The organism is Streptomyces sp. NPDC087420 (genome assembly GCF_044744165.1).
Classification (GTDB): Bacteria; Actinomycetota; Actinomycetes; order Streptomycetales; family Streptomycetaceae; genus Streptomyces.
This window is the reverse complement of the sequence record NZ_JBIUXU010000009.1, coordinates 341,557-357,191: the sequence shown is the minus strand read 5'-3', so window position 1 is coordinate 357,191 and position 15,635 is coordinate 341,557. Positions and strand designations below refer to the sequence as shown.

The 15,635-nt window shown below is 72.1% G+C and carries 13 protein-coding genes; 3 read left to right on the top strand and 10 right to left on the bottom strand.

Translation table 11 applies throughout. From position 1 onward, the window contains the following. Nucleotides 1-24: 24 nt before the first annotated feature. The 3 genes from ACIO1C_RS21100 to ACIO1C_RS21090 all read right to left on the bottom strand — a co-directional run bounded on the left by ACIO1C_RS21100 (nucleotide 25) and on the right by ACIO1C_RS21090 (nucleotide 2,005). Nucleotides 25-702 (bottom strand): response regulator transcription factor, encoded by a 678-nt coding sequence (locus tag ACIO1C_RS21100; protein ID WP_167032446.1) that lies wholly within the window; start codon nucleotides 700-702, stop codon nucleotides 25-27. A 203-nt stretch (nucleotides 703-905) separates the two neighbouring features. Next, complete coding sequence (locus ACIO1C_RS21095) at nucleotides 906-1,397, bottom strand: ATP-binding protein (RefSeq protein WP_401865712.1); 492 nt, start codon at nucleotides 1,395-1,397, stop codon at nucleotides 906-908. A gap of 239 nt (nucleotides 1,398-1,636) precedes the next feature. Further along, the gene (locus ACIO1C_RS21090; RefSeq protein ID WP_401865710.1) at nucleotides 1,637-2,005 is read right to left on the bottom strand and encodes an STAS domain-containing protein; all 369 of its coding nucleotides are present in this window, start codon (nucleotides 2,003-2,005) and stop codon (nucleotides 1,637-1,639) included. Between the two features lie 274 nt (nucleotides 2,006-2,279). Between ACIO1C_RS21090 and ACIO1C_RS21085 the strand changes: the two genes are divergently transcribed. Continuing rightward, nucleotides 2,280-3,197 (top strand): RNA polymerase sigma factor SigF, encoded by a 918-nt coding sequence (locus tag ACIO1C_RS21085; RefSeq protein WP_401865708.1) that lies wholly within the window; start codon nucleotides 2,280-2,282, stop codon nucleotides 3,195-3,197. Nucleotides 3,198-4,196: 999 nt separating this feature from the next. Here ACIO1C_RS21085 and ACIO1C_RS21080 read toward each other — a convergent pair. Beyond that, nucleotides 4,197-4,730 (bottom strand): adenylate kinase, encoded by a 534-nt coding sequence (locus ACIO1C_RS21080; protein ID WP_401865706.1) that lies wholly within the window; start codon nucleotides 4,728-4,730, stop codon nucleotides 4,197-4,199. A 172-nt stretch (nucleotides 4,731-4,902) separates the two neighbouring features. Between ACIO1C_RS21080 and ACIO1C_RS21075 the strand changes: the two genes are divergently transcribed. Together ACIO1C_RS21075 and ACIO1C_RS21070 are read left to right on the top strand one after the other, a co-directional pair. Next, nucleotides 4,903-6,066: a DegT/DnrJ/EryC1/StrS family aminotransferase gene (locus ACIO1C_RS21075; protein ID WP_401865838.1), complete on the top strand. Its 1,164-nt coding sequence runs from the start codon at nucleotides 4,903-4,905 to the stop codon at nucleotides 6,064-6,066. A 1-nt stretch (nucleotide 6,067) separates the two neighbouring features. After that, nucleotides 6,068-8,257 carry a lipopolysaccharide biosynthesis protein gene (locus ACIO1C_RS21070; protein ID WP_401865704.1) on the top strand — a complete coding sequence of 730 codons (2,190 nt, stop codon included), beginning with the start codon at nucleotides 6,068-6,070 and terminating at the stop codon, nucleotides 8,255-8,257. On the opposite strand, the gene ACIO1C_RS21065 is transcribed toward ACIO1C_RS21070, so the two are convergent. From ACIO1C_RS21065 to ACIO1C_RS21040, 6 genes are all read right to left on the bottom strand, one after another. Then, nucleotides 8,236-9,309 carry a glycoside hydrolase family 26 protein gene (locus ACIO1C_RS21065; RefSeq protein ID WP_401865702.1) on the bottom strand — a complete coding sequence of 358 codons (1,074 nt, stop codon included), beginning with the start codon at nucleotides 9,307-9,309 and terminating at the stop codon, nucleotides 8,236-8,238. The two genes, ACIO1C_RS21070 and ACIO1C_RS21065, sit on opposite strands and share 22 nt — an antisense overlap. Further along, nucleotides 9,306-10,172: a hypothetical protein gene (locus ACIO1C_RS21060; RefSeq protein ID WP_401865700.1), complete on the bottom strand. Its 867-nt coding sequence runs from the start codon at nucleotides 10,170-10,172 to the stop codon at nucleotides 9,306-9,308. The genes ACIO1C_RS21065 and ACIO1C_RS21060 overlap by 4 nt, the downstream gene beginning before the upstream one ends. 16 nt (nucleotides 10,173-10,188) lie before the next feature. Beyond that, on the bottom strand, nucleotides 10,189-12,117 hold the full coding sequence (locus ACIO1C_RS21055; protein ID WP_401865698.1) for a hypothetical protein: 1,929 nt from the start codon (nucleotides 12,115-12,117) through the stop codon (nucleotides 10,189-10,191). A gap of 137 nt (nucleotides 12,118-12,254) precedes the next feature. Then, nucleotides 12,255-13,085: a polysaccharide deacetylase family protein gene (locus tag ACIO1C_RS21050; RefSeq protein WP_401865696.1), complete on the bottom strand. Its 831-nt coding sequence runs from the start codon at nucleotides 13,083-13,085 to the stop codon at nucleotides 12,255-12,257. Next, nucleotides 13,082-14,401, bottom strand: a complete 1,320-nt coding sequence (locus tag ACIO1C_RS21045; protein WP_401865836.1) for a glycosyltransferase family 2 protein — start codon at nucleotides 14,399-14,401, stop codon at nucleotides 13,082-13,084. The genes ACIO1C_RS21050 and ACIO1C_RS21045 overlap by 4 nt, the downstream gene beginning before the upstream one ends. Before the next feature lie 99 nt (nucleotides 14,402-14,500). After that, nucleotides 14,501-15,595 carry a GNAT family N-acetyltransferase gene (locus tag ACIO1C_RS21040; RefSeq protein WP_401865834.1) on the bottom strand — a complete coding sequence of 365 codons (1,095 nt, stop codon included), beginning with the start codon at nucleotides 15,593-15,595 and terminating at the stop codon, nucleotides 14,501-14,503. Nucleotides 15,596-15,635 lie beyond the last annotated feature (40 nt).

The window sequence follows — 15,635 nt, the reverse complement described above, 5'->3', positions numbered from 1 at the left end:
GGCGGGACGACCCCCCGGCTCTTCCTAGCTCTTCTCGAAGCGGAAGCCGACGCCCCGTACCGTCGCGATGTAGCGGGGGTTCGCCGCGTCGTCGCCGAGCTTCTTGCGGAGCCAGGAGATGTGCATGTCGAGGGTCTTGGTGGACGACCACCACGTCGTGTCCCAGACCTCGCGCATCAGCTGGTCACGGGTGACGACCCGGCCTGCGTCGCGGACCAGGACCCGCAGCAGGTCGAACTCCTTCGCCGTGAGCTGGAGCTCCTCGTCGCCCATCCAGGCGCGGTGCGACTCGACGTCGATCCGCACGCCGTGGGTGGCGGGGGCGGGCGAGGGATCGGTGGCGCCGCGCCGGAGCAGGGCCCTCACCCGGGCGAGCAGTTCGGCCAGGCGGAAGGGCTTGGTCACGTAGTCGTCGGCGCCGGCGTCCAGCCCGACCACGGTGTCCACCTCGTCGGCGCGGGCGGTGAGCACCAGGATCGGCACGGTGTGGCCCTCGGCGCGGAGCCGGCGGGCCACTTCCAGGCCGTCCATTCCGGGCAGGCCGAGGTCGAGGACGACCAGGTCGACCCCGCCCTGGAGGCCGGCGTCCAGGGCGGTCGGACCGTCTTCGCGGACCTCGACCTCGTAGCCCTCCCGACGCAGGGCGCGGGCCAGCGGCTCCGAGATGGACGCGTCGTCCTCGGCGAGCAGTACACGGGTCATGGGGTGATGGTAGTCCGCGCCGGGCGCGCCTTGGGTAGCGATCGCGAGCGCCTGCGGGTCAGGGAGTCGATCCTGTGAAGCGCCTTCGAATGCGAAGGGATAGTTCCGCGTCTACCTGTGGTCCATCTCTCAGCCGACGGCTCACGGCCGACGGCTCACGAGAGAGAGGGCGGACCGGCCGCTCACGAGGGTGGGGCCGCCCGTCACGACGGGGGGGCCGCCAGCTCCGCCCAGACCGTCTTCCCCGTCTCGCCGGGGTTCCGCACGACACCCCAGTCGAGGCAGAGCCGCTGGACGATGAACATGCCGTGCCCGCCGGGGCGGCCCGCGCGGTGCGGGGTACGGGGTTCGGGCTGGCCGGCGCCGTGGTCCGTGACCTCCAGGCGCAGGACCTTCGCGTTGGTCGAGACGCGCAGCTCCTCCGGTCCTTCGGCGTGCAGGCACGCGTTGGTGACCAGCTCGGAGACGACCAGCAGGACATCTTCCGCGGCCGCCCGCCGGTCGGCGGTCGCCGCGGGGAGCCAGCCCCAGTCGTAGAGCGCCTGGCGGGTGAAGTCACGCGCGAGCGGGACGACCCCGCTCGCGTCGGACAGCGCGAGCGCGCGTACCCGCCCGTCGGACGGGGCGGAAGTGGTTCCCGCTTCGTCCGGCTCGGGGCCGAGGTCGCCCGGCGGAGGCTGCCGGGTGGTGCTCATCAGCGCTTCACCTCACCGATTCACCGAATTCCAGTTCGTCACTAAAGATCACTACACATCACAGACCGGGTCGGGGAGAGCTGGGTCGGCGGGCCTGCGGGGAGACTCCTGCCCCTGCGTATCGTGACAACACCCACATCACCGATGCGAAAGTCAGCAGGACCCGTCCGGCGGACAGCGCGGCCGGCTCGGACGGCGGCATGACGGGGAGAGTAGGGGGCCACGTACCCAGATCCGCCTCAGCCCGCCAGGGCGTCTTCGACGGAATCGTGGAGGGTGAAGACCGCGTCCGCCCCCGTGATCTCGAAGACCCTGGCCACGACGGGCAGCATGCCCGCCAGATGAACCCCGCCGCCGGCGGCGTCCGCCGTCAGACGGGCACCGAGCAGTACGTTGAGCCCGGTGGAATCACAGAATTCGAGCTGTGAGCAGTCGATGACCAGGCGTGCCCGGCCCTGCTCGAGCGCCGTCTCCAGCGGTACGCGCAGGACGTCCGCCGTGTGGTGGTCCAACTCGCCGGCCACCGTGACGACCTCGCTCCGACCCTCGGTCCGAACCTCGACCCGAAGGCGGCCCCGGTTCGCGCTGCCGACCGTCTGCCGGTCCATTCCCGTCCCTCTTCGTGTCTGGTAGCCATCGTCGGAAGTTCGCGCGCGTCGCATGCCGCTGACGCCGATCGAACATTACGCCTTTCACAGGCCGACCGGTAGCCGAAGTCCCCCACAATAAGGGCAAACCGAACAATTAGCACTTGCAACTGCCTGTACCGAGCGGGTAGGGCTAGGAGGAACACATTCCACACGACCGGCTTCGGAGGCGCCGCAAACCGCAGCAGAGCGTATTGGCTTCGGCGGCCACATGCCGAGAACGATGGAGGAAACGATGGCACCCCGGCTCGACGAACCGCTTTCCGAACCGCGTCCCAAGGGTGAATCACACACCAGGGATCTGGAGATCCTGCCCACTCAAGGCCTGGAGAACCTCCCCGCCGAGGGGCTGGAGAACCTGCCCGAGATCCCGCCCTTCGACGAGGTGGGGGCGGTTGATGCCCGGGCCCTGTCCAAGACGCTCTTCGCCCGTCTCGAGTCCCTCGAAGAGGGCACGTACGAGCACGCATACGTCCGCAACACCCTGGTCGAGCTGAATCTCGCCCTGGTGAAGTTCGCGGCCTCCCGCTTCCGCTCCCGCAGCGAGCCGATGGAGGACATCGTCCAGGTCGGCACGATCGGCCTGATCAAGTCCATCGACCGCTTCGAGTTGAGCCGTGGCGTGGAGTTCCCCACGTTCGCGATGCCGACGATCGTCGGCGAGATCAAGCGTTTCTTCCGCGACACGTCGTGGTCGGTACGCGTGCCGCGCAGGCTCCAGGAGCTGCGCCTCGAACTCGCCAAGGCGAGTGACGAACTGGCACAGCGACTGGACCGGGCACCGACCGTCGGGGAGCTGGCGGAGCGGCTGGGCCTCACCCACGACGAGGTGGTGGAGGGAATGACGGCGAGCAACGCGTACACCGCGAGCTCGCTGGACGCCCAGCCGACGGAGGACGACTCCGAGGGCGCACTGTCGGACCGGATCGGCTACGACGACCACGGCCTGGAGGGCATCGAGTACGTCGAGTCGCTCAAGCCCCTGATCGCGGAACTCCCGCAGCGGGACCGCCACATCCTTTCGCTGCGGTTCGTGGCCAACATGACGCAGTCGGAGATCGGCGAGGAACTGGGCATCTCACAGATGCATGTGTCGCGCCTGCTCACGCGGACGCTGGAGAAGCTGCGTAAGGGTTTGATGGTGGAGGAGTGAGGGGGCGTCGGTCTGACGCTCTGTCTGTCTCTGTCTGCCTGTCTCTGTCTGTCTGCCGGCGTGTGGGGAAGCTGCGGGTTCGGGCCGAGGGGTAGTCGGGTGTGGCCGGTCTTGTGTTGGTCGGCGTGGGGCCGCCCCTTGCTGTTGAGTGTCGCGGGTCCGGTCCGGGCGTCAAGGGCGCTCCTGCGGAGCGTCGGCTTCGCCGATTGCGCTGCGCTTCACCCTTGACCCCCGGCCCTGCCCCGCAAGGGAAGGCTGGGGGGGGCGGCCCGGGGGAAGGTCCCCCGACAATCCCCGGGGGAGGTTCGGGTTTCGTCGCGGGCCTCGGCTTTCGGCGGGGCTTTGCGCACCACTTGAATGGGGCAGTCGGTCTCAGTTCGGCGGCTGACCACCGTCCATCGGCCGATGCACAAGCACCGTGTCTGTGGTGAGTGGGTGGTGGGGCAGACGTGACGGGGGAGGCGGCCGTCAGGCCTCTTTCGGCGGGTTGAGTGCTCTCAGAGCCCCTTAATGAAACACAGGACACAAGACCGGGCAGGAGAGGCCCCCAACAGGCCTCAAAGCCTGGGCAAATAGGGCATATTCGCCGCCGGGACAGATGCGGCCCCGCCTGGCCCCGCAGCCGACCACGGATCTCAGACACGGTGCTTGTACGCCGGCAAACGGACGGCCCGCCAGCCGCCGAACCAGCCCGCCACCGCCCCATTCAAGTGGTGCGCAAAACCCCGCCGAAAGCCGGGGCCCGCGACGAAACCCCAACAACAAACAAGCCCCCCGGGGGACCTTCCCCCGGGCCGCCCCCCTCAGCCTTCACTTGCGGTTTCGGGGCGGGAGTCAAGGGTGAAACGAAGTGGAATCGGCGAAGCCGACGCTCCGCAGGAGCGCCCTTGACGCCCGACCCGAAACCGCGACACTCAACAGCAAGGGGCGGCCCCACGTTGCTCAACACAACCCGGCCACCCCCGACTACCCCTCCGCCCGAACCCGCACCCCGATCACTCACCCCTGCCCCCACTCCCTCCCCCTCAGCCACGCCCCCGCCTCCCCCGGCCCACCGAACCGCACCACCCTCAGCGGTGCGAAGCGGGGATTCGTCGTCCGGCCGGCTATGTCCATCCGCCGCGCCCCGTGCTGCGACCACGCCCACCACGCCGGGTGGTCCCGGCGGAACCACCCCGCCAGCGTCTCCCTGTTGCCGCCGAAGATCCGTTCTCGGCGTACGGTCCGCCTCAGCGATCTCCGCAGCACCCTGGGCATCACGACCCGCCTCGGGTAGTCCAGCCAGATCACGGTGTCGGCGTGTTCCCACAGCAGGTCGCGGACCTCGGGGTAGCCGAACGAGTCGAAGATCCAGGCCGGTGAGGCCGCGATGGCGGCCACCCGTACCGCGAAGTCCTCGTCCACCGTCCAGTCGGGGCCGGTGTAGTGCAGTGCGTCCATCTCGTAGTAGGGCAGGGCGAGTTCGCCGGCCAGGGTCCGCGCGAGCGTGGATTTGCCGGCCCCGCTGATGCCCACCACCAGAACGCGCCGCATCTGTGGATCGTACCGACGGCTGTCCGTGCGTCCGGTCCTGCCGCCTTATTGACGAGGCCGTCCGGTATGGGCCACATTGAGCCCGGGGCAGGGGGGAATCGGAATGGCTCTTGGGGAGAGCTGCCCGGCGGAGTTCAGTGCGCGCACGGTCTACTCCGGTCTGGAGTCGCTCATGCGCCGTCGCCTCGGCAGGGAATGTCTTTATGTGCCGTCGTGCCGGTTCGGGCTCTACCTGGCGCTGCGCCACTGGTGCCCGCCCGGCGGGCGGGTCCTCATGTCGCCGGTCAACGACGACGTCATCTTCTTCGTCGTGCTCGCCGCCGGACTGCGGCCCGTACAGGCGCCGTTGCACCCGTACGACGGGTCGATCGACCTGGACCGCGTGCCGGACTCCGACTGGCGGGGGCTGTCCGCCGTACTGACCACCAATCTGTACGGGAACCCCGACCCCGCTCCCGAACTGCGCGCCCGCTGCGACGCGTTGGGCGTTCCGCTGATCGAGGACGCCGCGCACGCCATCGGCAGTGCGGTGGCCGGTCGGCCCGTCGGCGGTTTCGGGGACGCGTCCGTGTTCAGTCTGTCCAAGCATGTGGGGGCCAAGACCGGTGGTTTCCTCGCCGTCGCGGACCCCTCTCTTCGTACGGAACTGGCCCTGGCCCGGGACGAGTTGCTGATGCCCACCCGGCTCCGCGCCGAACTCGCCTACGCCGTGCGGCCGTACGCCGAGGACGGGGTGCGCGGATTACGTCTGGTACGGGCCGCCCGCGCCGCGTTACGCGCCCTCGGCCAGGAGGAGCGCGAGGCGATCCGGATGCCGCTGCGGGCCGGTGACCTCAAGCAGGCGCTGGCCGGGGAGCCCGGCCTGAGCGGGTTCCACTCCTGGGTGCGCGTCGACATGCACGACTACCGGCTGCGGCCGGGGCGTACCCGCCTGAGACGTACGGAACGGCTGCTCACCGGACTCGACACGCGCCTCGACGCCCACCGGGCCGGTACGGAGCGGCTGTTGGGCAGTGTGTGGGGTGGTGGCGGGGGCCGGGAGGGCGGCCAGGAGCGGGGCGACGTACAGCCGCTGTTCCGCGTGCCCCTGCTCGTCCAGGACCGGGACGCGGCCATCGCCGCCCTCGCCCGGCGCCGTATCACCACCGGCTACCTCTACGACCCCCCGCTCGACACCTACGCGGGCGAGGTCTTCACCGATCCCTCGCCGTATCCCGCGCCCGCCGCCTGGTTCGCCCGGCACGCCCTGCCCGCCGATCCGCGCCGCGCCGACGAGATCATCCGCGTGCTCAGCGCGGCCGGCGCCCGGCCGGCCGTGTGGGACGGGCGCGGCTGAGGTGGCCGAGACCACCCGGCTGCGCGGTCCCGCCGGCCCGGCCGGGGGGAAGGCGGACACCCCCGCGCGGGACGGGCACGACTCGATGTTCCGCAACGCGTACGCGCTCATGCTCTCCACCGGCGTCTCCGCCGCCCTCGGCCTGGGATTCTGGCTGGTCGCCGCCCGCTACTACACGGAAGAGGCCGTCGGGCAGGGCTCCGCCGCCATCGCCGGCATGCGGCTGCTCGCCTCGATCACCGCCACCACCATGATCGGCGCGGTGGTGCGGTACGTGCCCCGGGCCGGGCGCGCCACCGGCTCGCTGGTCCTGCGCGCCTACGCCGTCAGTTCGCTGGTCGTCTGTGTCGCCTGCGTGGTGTTCCTGCTGACCCTCGACCTCTGGGGTCCGTCGTACGCGCCCCTCGACGGGCTCACCGCCGGGCTCGTCTTCACCGCGTCCTGCGTCACCTGGGCGCTGCTCACCCTCCAGGACGGTGTGCTCACCGGCCTCAGGAGAGCCTTCTGGGTGCCGGTCGGCAACGCCGTCTTCTCCCTCGCGAAGCTGCTGCTGCTCGTCGTGTTCGCGACCGCGATGCCCGTCCTCGGTGTCTTCGTCTCCTGGGCCGCCGCGATCGCCCTGTCCGTCCTGCCGCTCGGCTGGCTGATCTTCCGCAGGCTCATCCCCCGCCAGGCCGAGGCCGACCACGACCGTGAGCCGCCGCGCCTCGGGGACATCGGGCGGTTTCTCGCCGGGGACTCGGTCGGGGCGCTGTTCAGCCTCGCGATGATCAATCTGCTGCCGGTGATGGTCGCGGTCCGCTTCGACGCGGCGCACAACGCCTTCTTCTACACGGCGTACACCGTCGGCGGCACGATGGAGTTCATGGCCATCAACATGGCCTCCTCGCTCACCGCGCACGCCTCGCACAGCCCGGAGCGGCTGGCGGAGGGGGTGCGGGGGGCGCTGCGCCGGATGGCGGTCCTGCTGGTGCCCGTCGTCCTGGTGCTGGTGGTCTTCGCCCCGCAGGTGCTCGCGCCGTTCGGACCCGACTACGCCGAGCACGGCACAACCGTGCTGCGGCTGCTGGCCGCCGCCGCCCTCCCCCGCGTGGTGGTCGAGTTGTACATCGGCGTGCTGCGGGTCCAGGGCCGTACGGGCATGCTCGCCGTCCTCCAGGGCGCCATGTGTTCGCTGGTGCTGGGCAGCGCGATGTTCCTGCTCGGGCCGACCGGGATCTCCGGGGCGGGCCTGGCGATGCTGGGGTCCATGACGCTGGTCGCGCTGGTCGCGGCGCCGGGTCTGCGGGCGGCGCTCAGCGGCCGGCCGCCACGTGCCACCTGGCTGACGCGGCTGGTGCGGCGGGAGGATTCCCGGCGCGAGACGGTACGGCCGGACGACAACTACGGCACCAACTGGGCGCGGCGGGCCGCGTATCCGCACAGCGCGCACCACCACTCGGGCACGCCGGCCTTCGGGATTCCGGCGGGGGCGGTCGGGCGGGTGAAGGCGCGGGAGGGGGCGGTACGGCGGGGGGCCGCGCGGCTGCCCGCGCCCCGTGGGCGTTCCAGCGAGCGTGAGGAGCGCTGGATCACCCTGCTGTGGCTGCTGCTCGGGCTGGCCGCCGGGCTGTTCTGGTCCCCACTGGCGCGCGTTGTCCCGCTCGGCCAGGACCCTTTGACCGGACGGGAGTTGATCGACGCCCTGCCTCCGCTCACCCTCGCCGGGGGCGTCCTGCTGATCGTCGTCCAGTGCGCCGCCACGTCGCTGGTCCGGCCCCGGCCCGTGCTCCTCGGGACCGGGCTGCTGATCAGTTTCGCGTCGCTGCACTCGGCGCCGCCGCTGCTGGGCGTACGGCCCGACCGGGCGTCGGGGCCCTGGCACCGGCCGGTCACGGATGTCCTGGCCGACCTGGTGGATCTCTCGGTGGGCGGGGAGCCGTTCGGCCGGGACGACGTCCTGCGTGCGCTGCCGGTGGCCCTGCAACTGCTGTGTCTCGGGCTGGCCGCCCTGGCCCTGTGGGCCGTACGGGCCGACGGCCGGTTCACAGCCGGGGTGTTGTGGGTGCTGGTGATCACCGGGTGGGCGGCACAGGACCCGTTCGCCGCCGCGCCCGTGCCGGTGTTCCTGGGGATGGCCGGGGTGGCGGGCGTGGCGCTCGCCCTACGGTGTATTCCGCCGGTACGGCGCTACCGCCCGGGCAGCGGCTGATTGAAGTAGCCGTCACGGCCCGCCTCGCGGTAACCCTCCAGCGCCGGGCCCTTGTTGACGGTCAGGTCGCAGTTGGCGCCGGGTACCGGACGGTTCCAGTGCACCAGCGCCTTCACCTCCGGCAGGGTGGGCGCGGTCTTCGGGATGTCCTCGTACCAGCCGCGCTGCCGGTCGGGACTGGCCGGGTCGGGTGCCGTACTGAACTCGGCGAGCATCACCGGCTTGGAGCCGGAGATGTTCGCGCGCAGCCAGTCGTACGACGGGCGCTGGCTGCGGTCGAAGCCCAGCCAGTCCGGGGAGTCGTGGCACTGGAAGTAGTTGTACTGGTCCATGCCGATCCAGTCGACGTACGCGTCCCCCGGGTAGAGCTTCTTCATCAGCTCGGCGTTCCCGAGGTAGCCGGACACGGTCCACACCCACACCACATTGTCCACGCCGAGCTGCCTGAACCGGTCGTAGATGTGCCGGTAGGCGGCGACGAACTCCTCGGGGGTGCCGGCGTCCGGGGTGCGGAAGTCGGTCTCCTGGTCGAAGGAGAAGAAGATGCGTTTGCCGTACGCCTTGAGGCGGCGCGCCTGCGGATCGATGATCTCCTCGTCGAAGTCACCGGCGGCGACCTTGTCCCAACCGAGTTGTTTCTCCGTCCAGTTCCGGTGGTGCGGCTCGGTCCACACGGTGGACTCCCAGGCGAGCATCAGCATCCGGTCCTCGCCCAACTCCCGCTCGTCCGGGGTGAGCAGTGTCCCGTCGAGGTCGGTGCCGGACATGTCGTGGTAGTTGTAGACAAGGTCGAGCTTGCGGCCGATCTTCTTCTCGAAGCCGTGGACGGCGTCGGTGAGCGAACCGTTCTCCGCGTACGGGACGTACGCGCCCCACCAGGCGCCGCACGGCGGTTCCAGCAGGGTGGTGGGGGCGCAACTCGTCGGTGGCGCGGGGGCGTTCTCCTGCCGGTCGATCCAGAGGCCGGCTCCCGTGAGCAGCGCGCCGACGACGGTCAGGGCGAGGGCGAGGAGGGTGGCCCCGCGGGCGCCCCGGGGTGACCGGTCCGTCATCGAGGCGCCTCGGGATCCGGTTCGGGGGCCGCATCCGGTTGGCGCGTCGCTGCGGGGAGTGGCAGGGCGGGCAGGAGGCTCGCGAGGGTGGTGACGGTGGCGAGCGCGGCGAGGAAGAGGGTCGCCGAGAAACCGGACACCAGGAACAGCGCGGTGGCTGCGAGCGTCGCGAGGGAGAGGCTCAGGGGCGCGGCGAGCGCCAGCACCTCCAGCCGGGCGGCGGGGCGCGACCGCTGCGGGAGCAGCAGAGCGAGGCCGGGGCCGAGGCTGACGAAGAGAAGGACCGGTATCCACCGCGACGGCGACCCGTCGGGCAGCGCGGTGGCGGCCAGGGCCACCCAGCCGGACAGGGCGAGACCGCTCCGGAGAGCGATGTGGTCGCGCGGCGGGAGGATGCCGGGGGTGCGGCGCGGGAACGAGGGCGCGGTGGGTGGCTCGGGGGCGGGGGACGCGGCGGCTCCTGCGGGCGGAGCCGCCTGGACGGGTCGCTCAGACGCGGCAGACGGCGTGAGCGCCGCGGGCGCGGCGGGCGCAACCGGAGGGCCGGGCTTGGCGGACGCCATGGCCGCTGCGGGCGAGGCGGGCTCGGCAGGTCGGTCGGGCGCGGCAGGCTCGGGCACGACGGGCGGCCCCGGTGTCCCAGGCGCCACCGGCGCCTTGGGCTCGGCTGGCGCGTCGGTGCGCGCCTGATCGGCGGGCTCCGGGCGCGTCCCCGCAGGGGCGCCGGGCTCGTTCGTCCCGGGTTCGGTGCCGGTGTCCGTGTCGCCGGCGCCCGCGCCCGCACGCCTCCGCTCGGCGCCCGCGTCTCCGCCGCCCGGGTTTCGTTCCCCGGCGCGGTCGTTCTCGGGGTCTCCTGGTCGCATCGCGGCGGCCTCCACGTCAGGGGGTGGGTGCGGCGGGGGCGGGGGCCTCGACGTGTTCCAGGACCAGGCCGTACCGGCTCTCCTCCACCACGCGGAAGTGCGGTGAGCGCTTCAGCGCCTCGCCCATGCGCGCGAAGCCGCCGGCCGGCAGGTAGCCCTCGCCGATGGTCGCCTCCTCCTGGGTCGGGGTGAGGATCACGTACGCGGTCCGTCCGGCCGGGATGCCCGCGTCCAGGTAGCCCGCCGGGTCCTTGAGCATCTTCAGGTTCTCCGGCACCTCCTGCTCCGTGAAGAACCACCGCTCGTACTGGTCGTAGCGGTGGTACGCGCCCGGGAAGGACCCGGTGGTGGCGAGGATCAGCGAACCCTCCGGCGCCCGGTCGTAGGCGCGTTCGACCAGCGCGGTCTCCGCCGGCGGCGCGTACTGCATGCCTTCCTTCCCGTAGTACGAGGGCAGGAAGCCGGCCAGCAGGGCGACCAGCGCGACCGGCAGCGCCACCACCGCCGCCCGGCGCGCGAGGCGGCGCGACCGGCCCGCCTCGGCGGCTGCCGGGACGAGCGCGGCGGCGGCGAAGAACGCCGTGCCCGGCAGCCCGAACAGGTAGACGCGGAACAGCATTTCGCCGCCGTAGTCGTTGACCGCGAAGAGCGGCACCGGCGCCGCCGCCGCCAGCAGCAGCGGCAGCGCGCTGTGGGTCAGCCTGCGCCGCAGCAGTACGGCCGCCCCGGCCAGTACGGCGAGCGCGGCAACCATCAGAATGTTGGCCGCGCCCACCAACTCCGGCCCCGGACCGGTCGGTTCACCGGCGAATCCGGGGCGGGAGTTCTGGAGCAGCCGGCCCGCCGAGTCGCGCAGGGTGCCGAGGGTGTCCAGGAACAGCGGGCGGCCCATCGTCAGGTCCCAGACCAGCATGACAACCCCGGTCACCACCAGCAGCCCGAGATTGCGGTAGCGGCGGGTGAGGCAGAGCGCCATCAGGGTCATGCAGAGCATGACGGGCGTCAGTTGGTGCGAGGCGTTGACGGCGGCGACCAGCGGCACGAGCACCGCCACCCCGATCGCCCGCTGACGGCGGGTGGTGGGCGGGGGCACGGACGCCGCCGCCGGGTCGAGGTGGGCGCGTTCGCGCAGCCTCCCGGCGGAGCCCGGCCGGACGAAGTGCCGTACGACCACGGCGAACACGGTCAGGAAGAGCAGATACGCGAAGGCCTGCGGGGCGAGGTAGTCCTGGCCCACCCAGTTGGCGAGCTGGAAGATCCAGACCGCCGTCCACACCAGACGCCAGTCGTCGGTGAACGTCCGGTAGATGAGCACCAGGACCGGCATCATCAGCAACCCGAAGGCGACCGGCGCCCAGTTGGTGTACGCGGCGGCGCCCTCCACCCCGAAGGCCCTGATCAGCGCCGCGTTGAGCGAGAAGAAGCCGGGCCACTGGTCGTACGCCGACATCCCGCCGGAGAGTTCGGTGTACGGATGGAAGGTCCCCTCGGCCAGCAGCCGGGCGATCACGGCGTCGTGCTTCGACGCCCAGGCGTAGCGCACCGAGTCGTACAGCAGGGCCGGTGGGGCCTTGAGCGCCACCAGCATCGCGACGCAGTAGGTCAGCGGCCACCAGGGCGCGGTGCCGGCCCGGCGCAGGCTGGCCAGGAAGCCGGCCGAGAGGACGACCAGCGAGACGTAGAAGACGACCGGGAAGCGGTCGAGGAGCCCGAACTCCCCGATGTCGCGGAACCCGATCCGGGGTAACGACCAGGCCCACAGCCCGGCGCCGACAACCAGCGGGAGCCAGGAGAAGAGCAGTTGGGGACGGAGCGGAGTCTTCGTCGTGCGCCCGGGGAGTGGCTGGTCCGCCGTCCGCGAGGTGTCCGGCGCCTTTGGTACGGGCTCCTGTACGGGGGGCAGCGCGCCGCTCCCCGAGACCGGTGTGGACACACGTTGCTGCACAGTGCGACTCCCCCCACAGATGTGGTCGCGGCCGTCACGCCGCTGTCCCTGAAGCGAAGTATAAGAACGGTCATCGTGTTTGTGTTGTTCTCGTACGCCCCTGATACACAAGGGAGTTGGGGTGCGCGCGGGCCGCGCTACCCCGCGAACTCCGGCCCGCGCAGACGGGCGCGCGTCCTGCGGTACAGCCGCCAGCCCACTGTGGGCAGCGCGTCGTTGAACGGCGCGACCCGCACCGCCTCACCCTCCGCCGGCCCGCCGTCCATCCAGCGCTCGACGTGCCGCACGGTGTGCCGGCGGCGCAGGATGAGCCGTGCGATGCGGTACGACTCGTCGCGGTACGAGGAGAGCGCGTGCCGTACGGCGACGGCCGAGGCGTACCCGGCGTCGGCGGAGGCCCGCCGTACGGCCGGGCTGTTGTAGCCGTGCGGGTAGGCGAGATGCGCCACCTCGTGGCCGAGGACGTCCTCCAACGCCGCCTTGGAATCGCGTAGTTCGCGGTTCAGCGCGCGGGCGGGGAGGGTGTCCAGCTGCGGGTGGGTGACGGTGTGCGCCCCCACCTCGATCCCGTACGACTCCAGTCGCGGTGCCTGCGCCAGCCGCATCATCGGGGCCGGCGGGAGGAGGCTGGTACGACCCGGGGTGATGGCCCCGGTGGTCAGATACGCGGTCGCGGGCAGGTGGCGGGCGGCGAGCGCCTCGGCCGTGGGGCCCGGCAGGTCGGCGAAGCCGTCGTCGAAGGTGAGGACGACGGGCCGGGGCGGCAGGGGGCGGCCGTCCACGAGATGGCGGACGAGCGCGCTGATCGGCACCGGCGTACGGCCACTGGCCACCACGGCGTCCAACTGCGCCGCGAAGTCCCCCGGTGTGACAGTGAATTCGGCGATCCAGGCGGGTGGGTCGTCCATGACGGCGTGGTAGAGGAGGACGGGGATCGGTGGGCTCGTGCGTGAACCGCCTTCGCTCATGACCGGCTCCCGCGCGTTCGCAGACGCGCCTTGAGGTATCCGAGGGGGCCGTGGAGCATCCCCCGGCGCTCCAGCCGCGAGAGGCTGCGCGGCCAGGGGTGGGCCTGGGCGCCGTGCGCGCCGGGGGCGGTGCTTGTGCCGGGGGTTGTTCCCGCGTCCGGCCCGGCCCGGTGCGCGGTGATCGCTCGGGCGTGGGCGAGGCCGCGCGGCAGCTTCCACAGGAGCGAGGGCAGCAGTGCGGGGCGGCGGACCAGGATCGCGGTGAGGTACGCGGTGAGGCCGGCGCCGTACCCGTACGCCTGGTTCCTCAAGTCCTGCCAGGTCTCCCGGTGGTGGTGCCAGACGAGCGCCCCTGGCGTGTAGCGCAGGCGGTGTCCCGCGCTCAGGACCCGGACGAAGGCGTAGAGGTCGTCGCCGCCCCTGGCGGGTGTTCCGGTGCCGGTGGCCGGGTCGAATCCGCCTACGGAGGCGAGGACTTGGGCGCGGAAGGCCATGTTGGCTCCCGAGCCGAAGCTGCCGGCGGTGAAGGGGAAGAGCGGTTCGTCGGCGGGCGGCGCGGCCGGGTCGTACAGCCGCGGTGTGAAGCCCTTGGCGAAGCCGCCGTGGCTCTCCAGCAGGATCTGGGCGGGGGTGGTGAGGCGGGCCGGGAGGATCAGGCCGGTGGTGCAGCCGAGGCGGGGGTCGGCGGCGAAGGGTTCGGTGAGGGCGGTGAGCCAGTGCGGATCGGCGACGACGTCGTCGTCGGTGAAGGCGAGCACCTCCCCCCGCGCGGCGGCGATGCCCCGGTTGTGGGCGGCGGCCAGGCCCGGGACCGGCTCCTGGACGTAGTCGACGCGGCCCGCGTAACGGCCCTGGACGAGGTCGCGGGTGGCGGTGGTGAGGGGCGCGTTGTCCACGACGAGGACCCGGAAGTCCGGGTGGTCCTGGGCGAGGAGGGAGTCGAGCGCGCGGGCGAGTGGGGCGGCGCGCTCGCGGGTGGCGACCACGACGGTGGCGCGGGGAGGCGGCGGGGTGGGGCGCTCGGCACACGGCGGGGGTACGGGCTCGGCGCGCGCCCGGTGTTCGGCGGAGCGGCCCTGCGCGTTGCGCCGCTTCCGTACGGCCCACTCGGCGCGGAACGCCTCCGCGAGCACCTCCGCCGGGTCCTCACCAGTGCGTACCTGGGCGAGGACCGTCGCGGCCGGGCGGCCCCGGAGCCGTACGAGCGCGTACACCCCGCCCTCGCCCAGGGGCGGGCCGCCGGGCGCCGGCCTCAGGGACAGCACCTCCCCGTCGGGGCCGTCGAGATCGATCTCGGCGACCGCGAGCGGCGGCAGGTCGGGCAGTCCGGCCCGGGCCGCCTCCCCCTCGGTCACCGTGTCCGGTGTACGTGTTCGGTCGAGCACCGCTCACTCCCCCCGTCCGCTCCGCCGTGGTCACCGGTCACGCAGACGGCCCACCTGGTTCAGGGTCCGCTGCGCGTAGCCGGCCAGCCTCGGCCGGTTCCGTACGTAACTGTGCGCGCGGCGGGCCGGTTCGCGGCCCAGCCAGGCGAGGGCCGCCCGGGGCCCCGGCCGTACGGACGAGCCCTCGTACACCCGCAGCGCACCGGTCTTGAGCGCGTCCTTGTACTCCGCCGCGCCGCGCCCCAGGTCGAGCAGGCCGATCCCCTCGGCCGCGGCGGTCTCCGCCATCCGCAGATGGAGGATCAGGCCGGGCGAGAACTTGGCGAACTCGGGGTCGTACGCGGGAAACCAACACGACAGGACCGTGCGCGAGCGGAGTCCGAAGTGCGCGGCGACGGGCCGGTCCCCCGCGTACAGCACGGAGAGCACACCGGAGCAGCCGGGCGCGCGCGTGACCGCCAACTCCCGTACCAGCTCGCTGATCCACTCCTGGGCGAAGCGGTCGCGGCGGCCCGTCCTGCGGTACTGCGCCGACTTCCACCCCATGAGCGTGCGCAGCGCCCGGGGGTCGCGTTCGTCGAAGACGAAGCGTGTCCCGCCCGCCTGGCGGCCGAGTCTGCGCTCCTTCGCCGTGGTGGTCCTGAGGAACTTGGGTGACTGGGCCCGCAGGACGGCTTCGTACGCCTCGTACCCCTGTCCGACGTCGATGACCGGTGACGCGAACTCCTCGGCGGCGGCCGGGACGAACAGGTCCTGTCCCGCTTCGAGGTTGTCGAATTCCCAGGACGAGAGGGAGCAGGCGCGCAGCAACTCGCGCGCCGTGAGCCGCAGTCCGGTGCGGAGGACCGCGCCCTGGCAGTCGGAGACACCTGTCCCGATGGCTCTGCCCTGCCCCAACGGGCCTTTCTCGTACGGGAAGAAGCCCACGGGCTCGTCGCCGTCCCCGTTCCCGTCCGCGCCCCTTTCCCGTACGACGGCGATCCTGGACCGGGGGCGTACCCGGCCGACCGCCCGGGTGAACTCCGGTTCCATGAACGGGTTGGCGGGTGCGCCGGACTTGGCGCGCAGTTCGCGCCAGGCCTCCGCCTCCCCCTCGCTCAACTCGGCGGGTGCCAGCACACGGATGCGCGCGGCACTGCGTACGTCGCTGCGTAAGTCGCTCAAC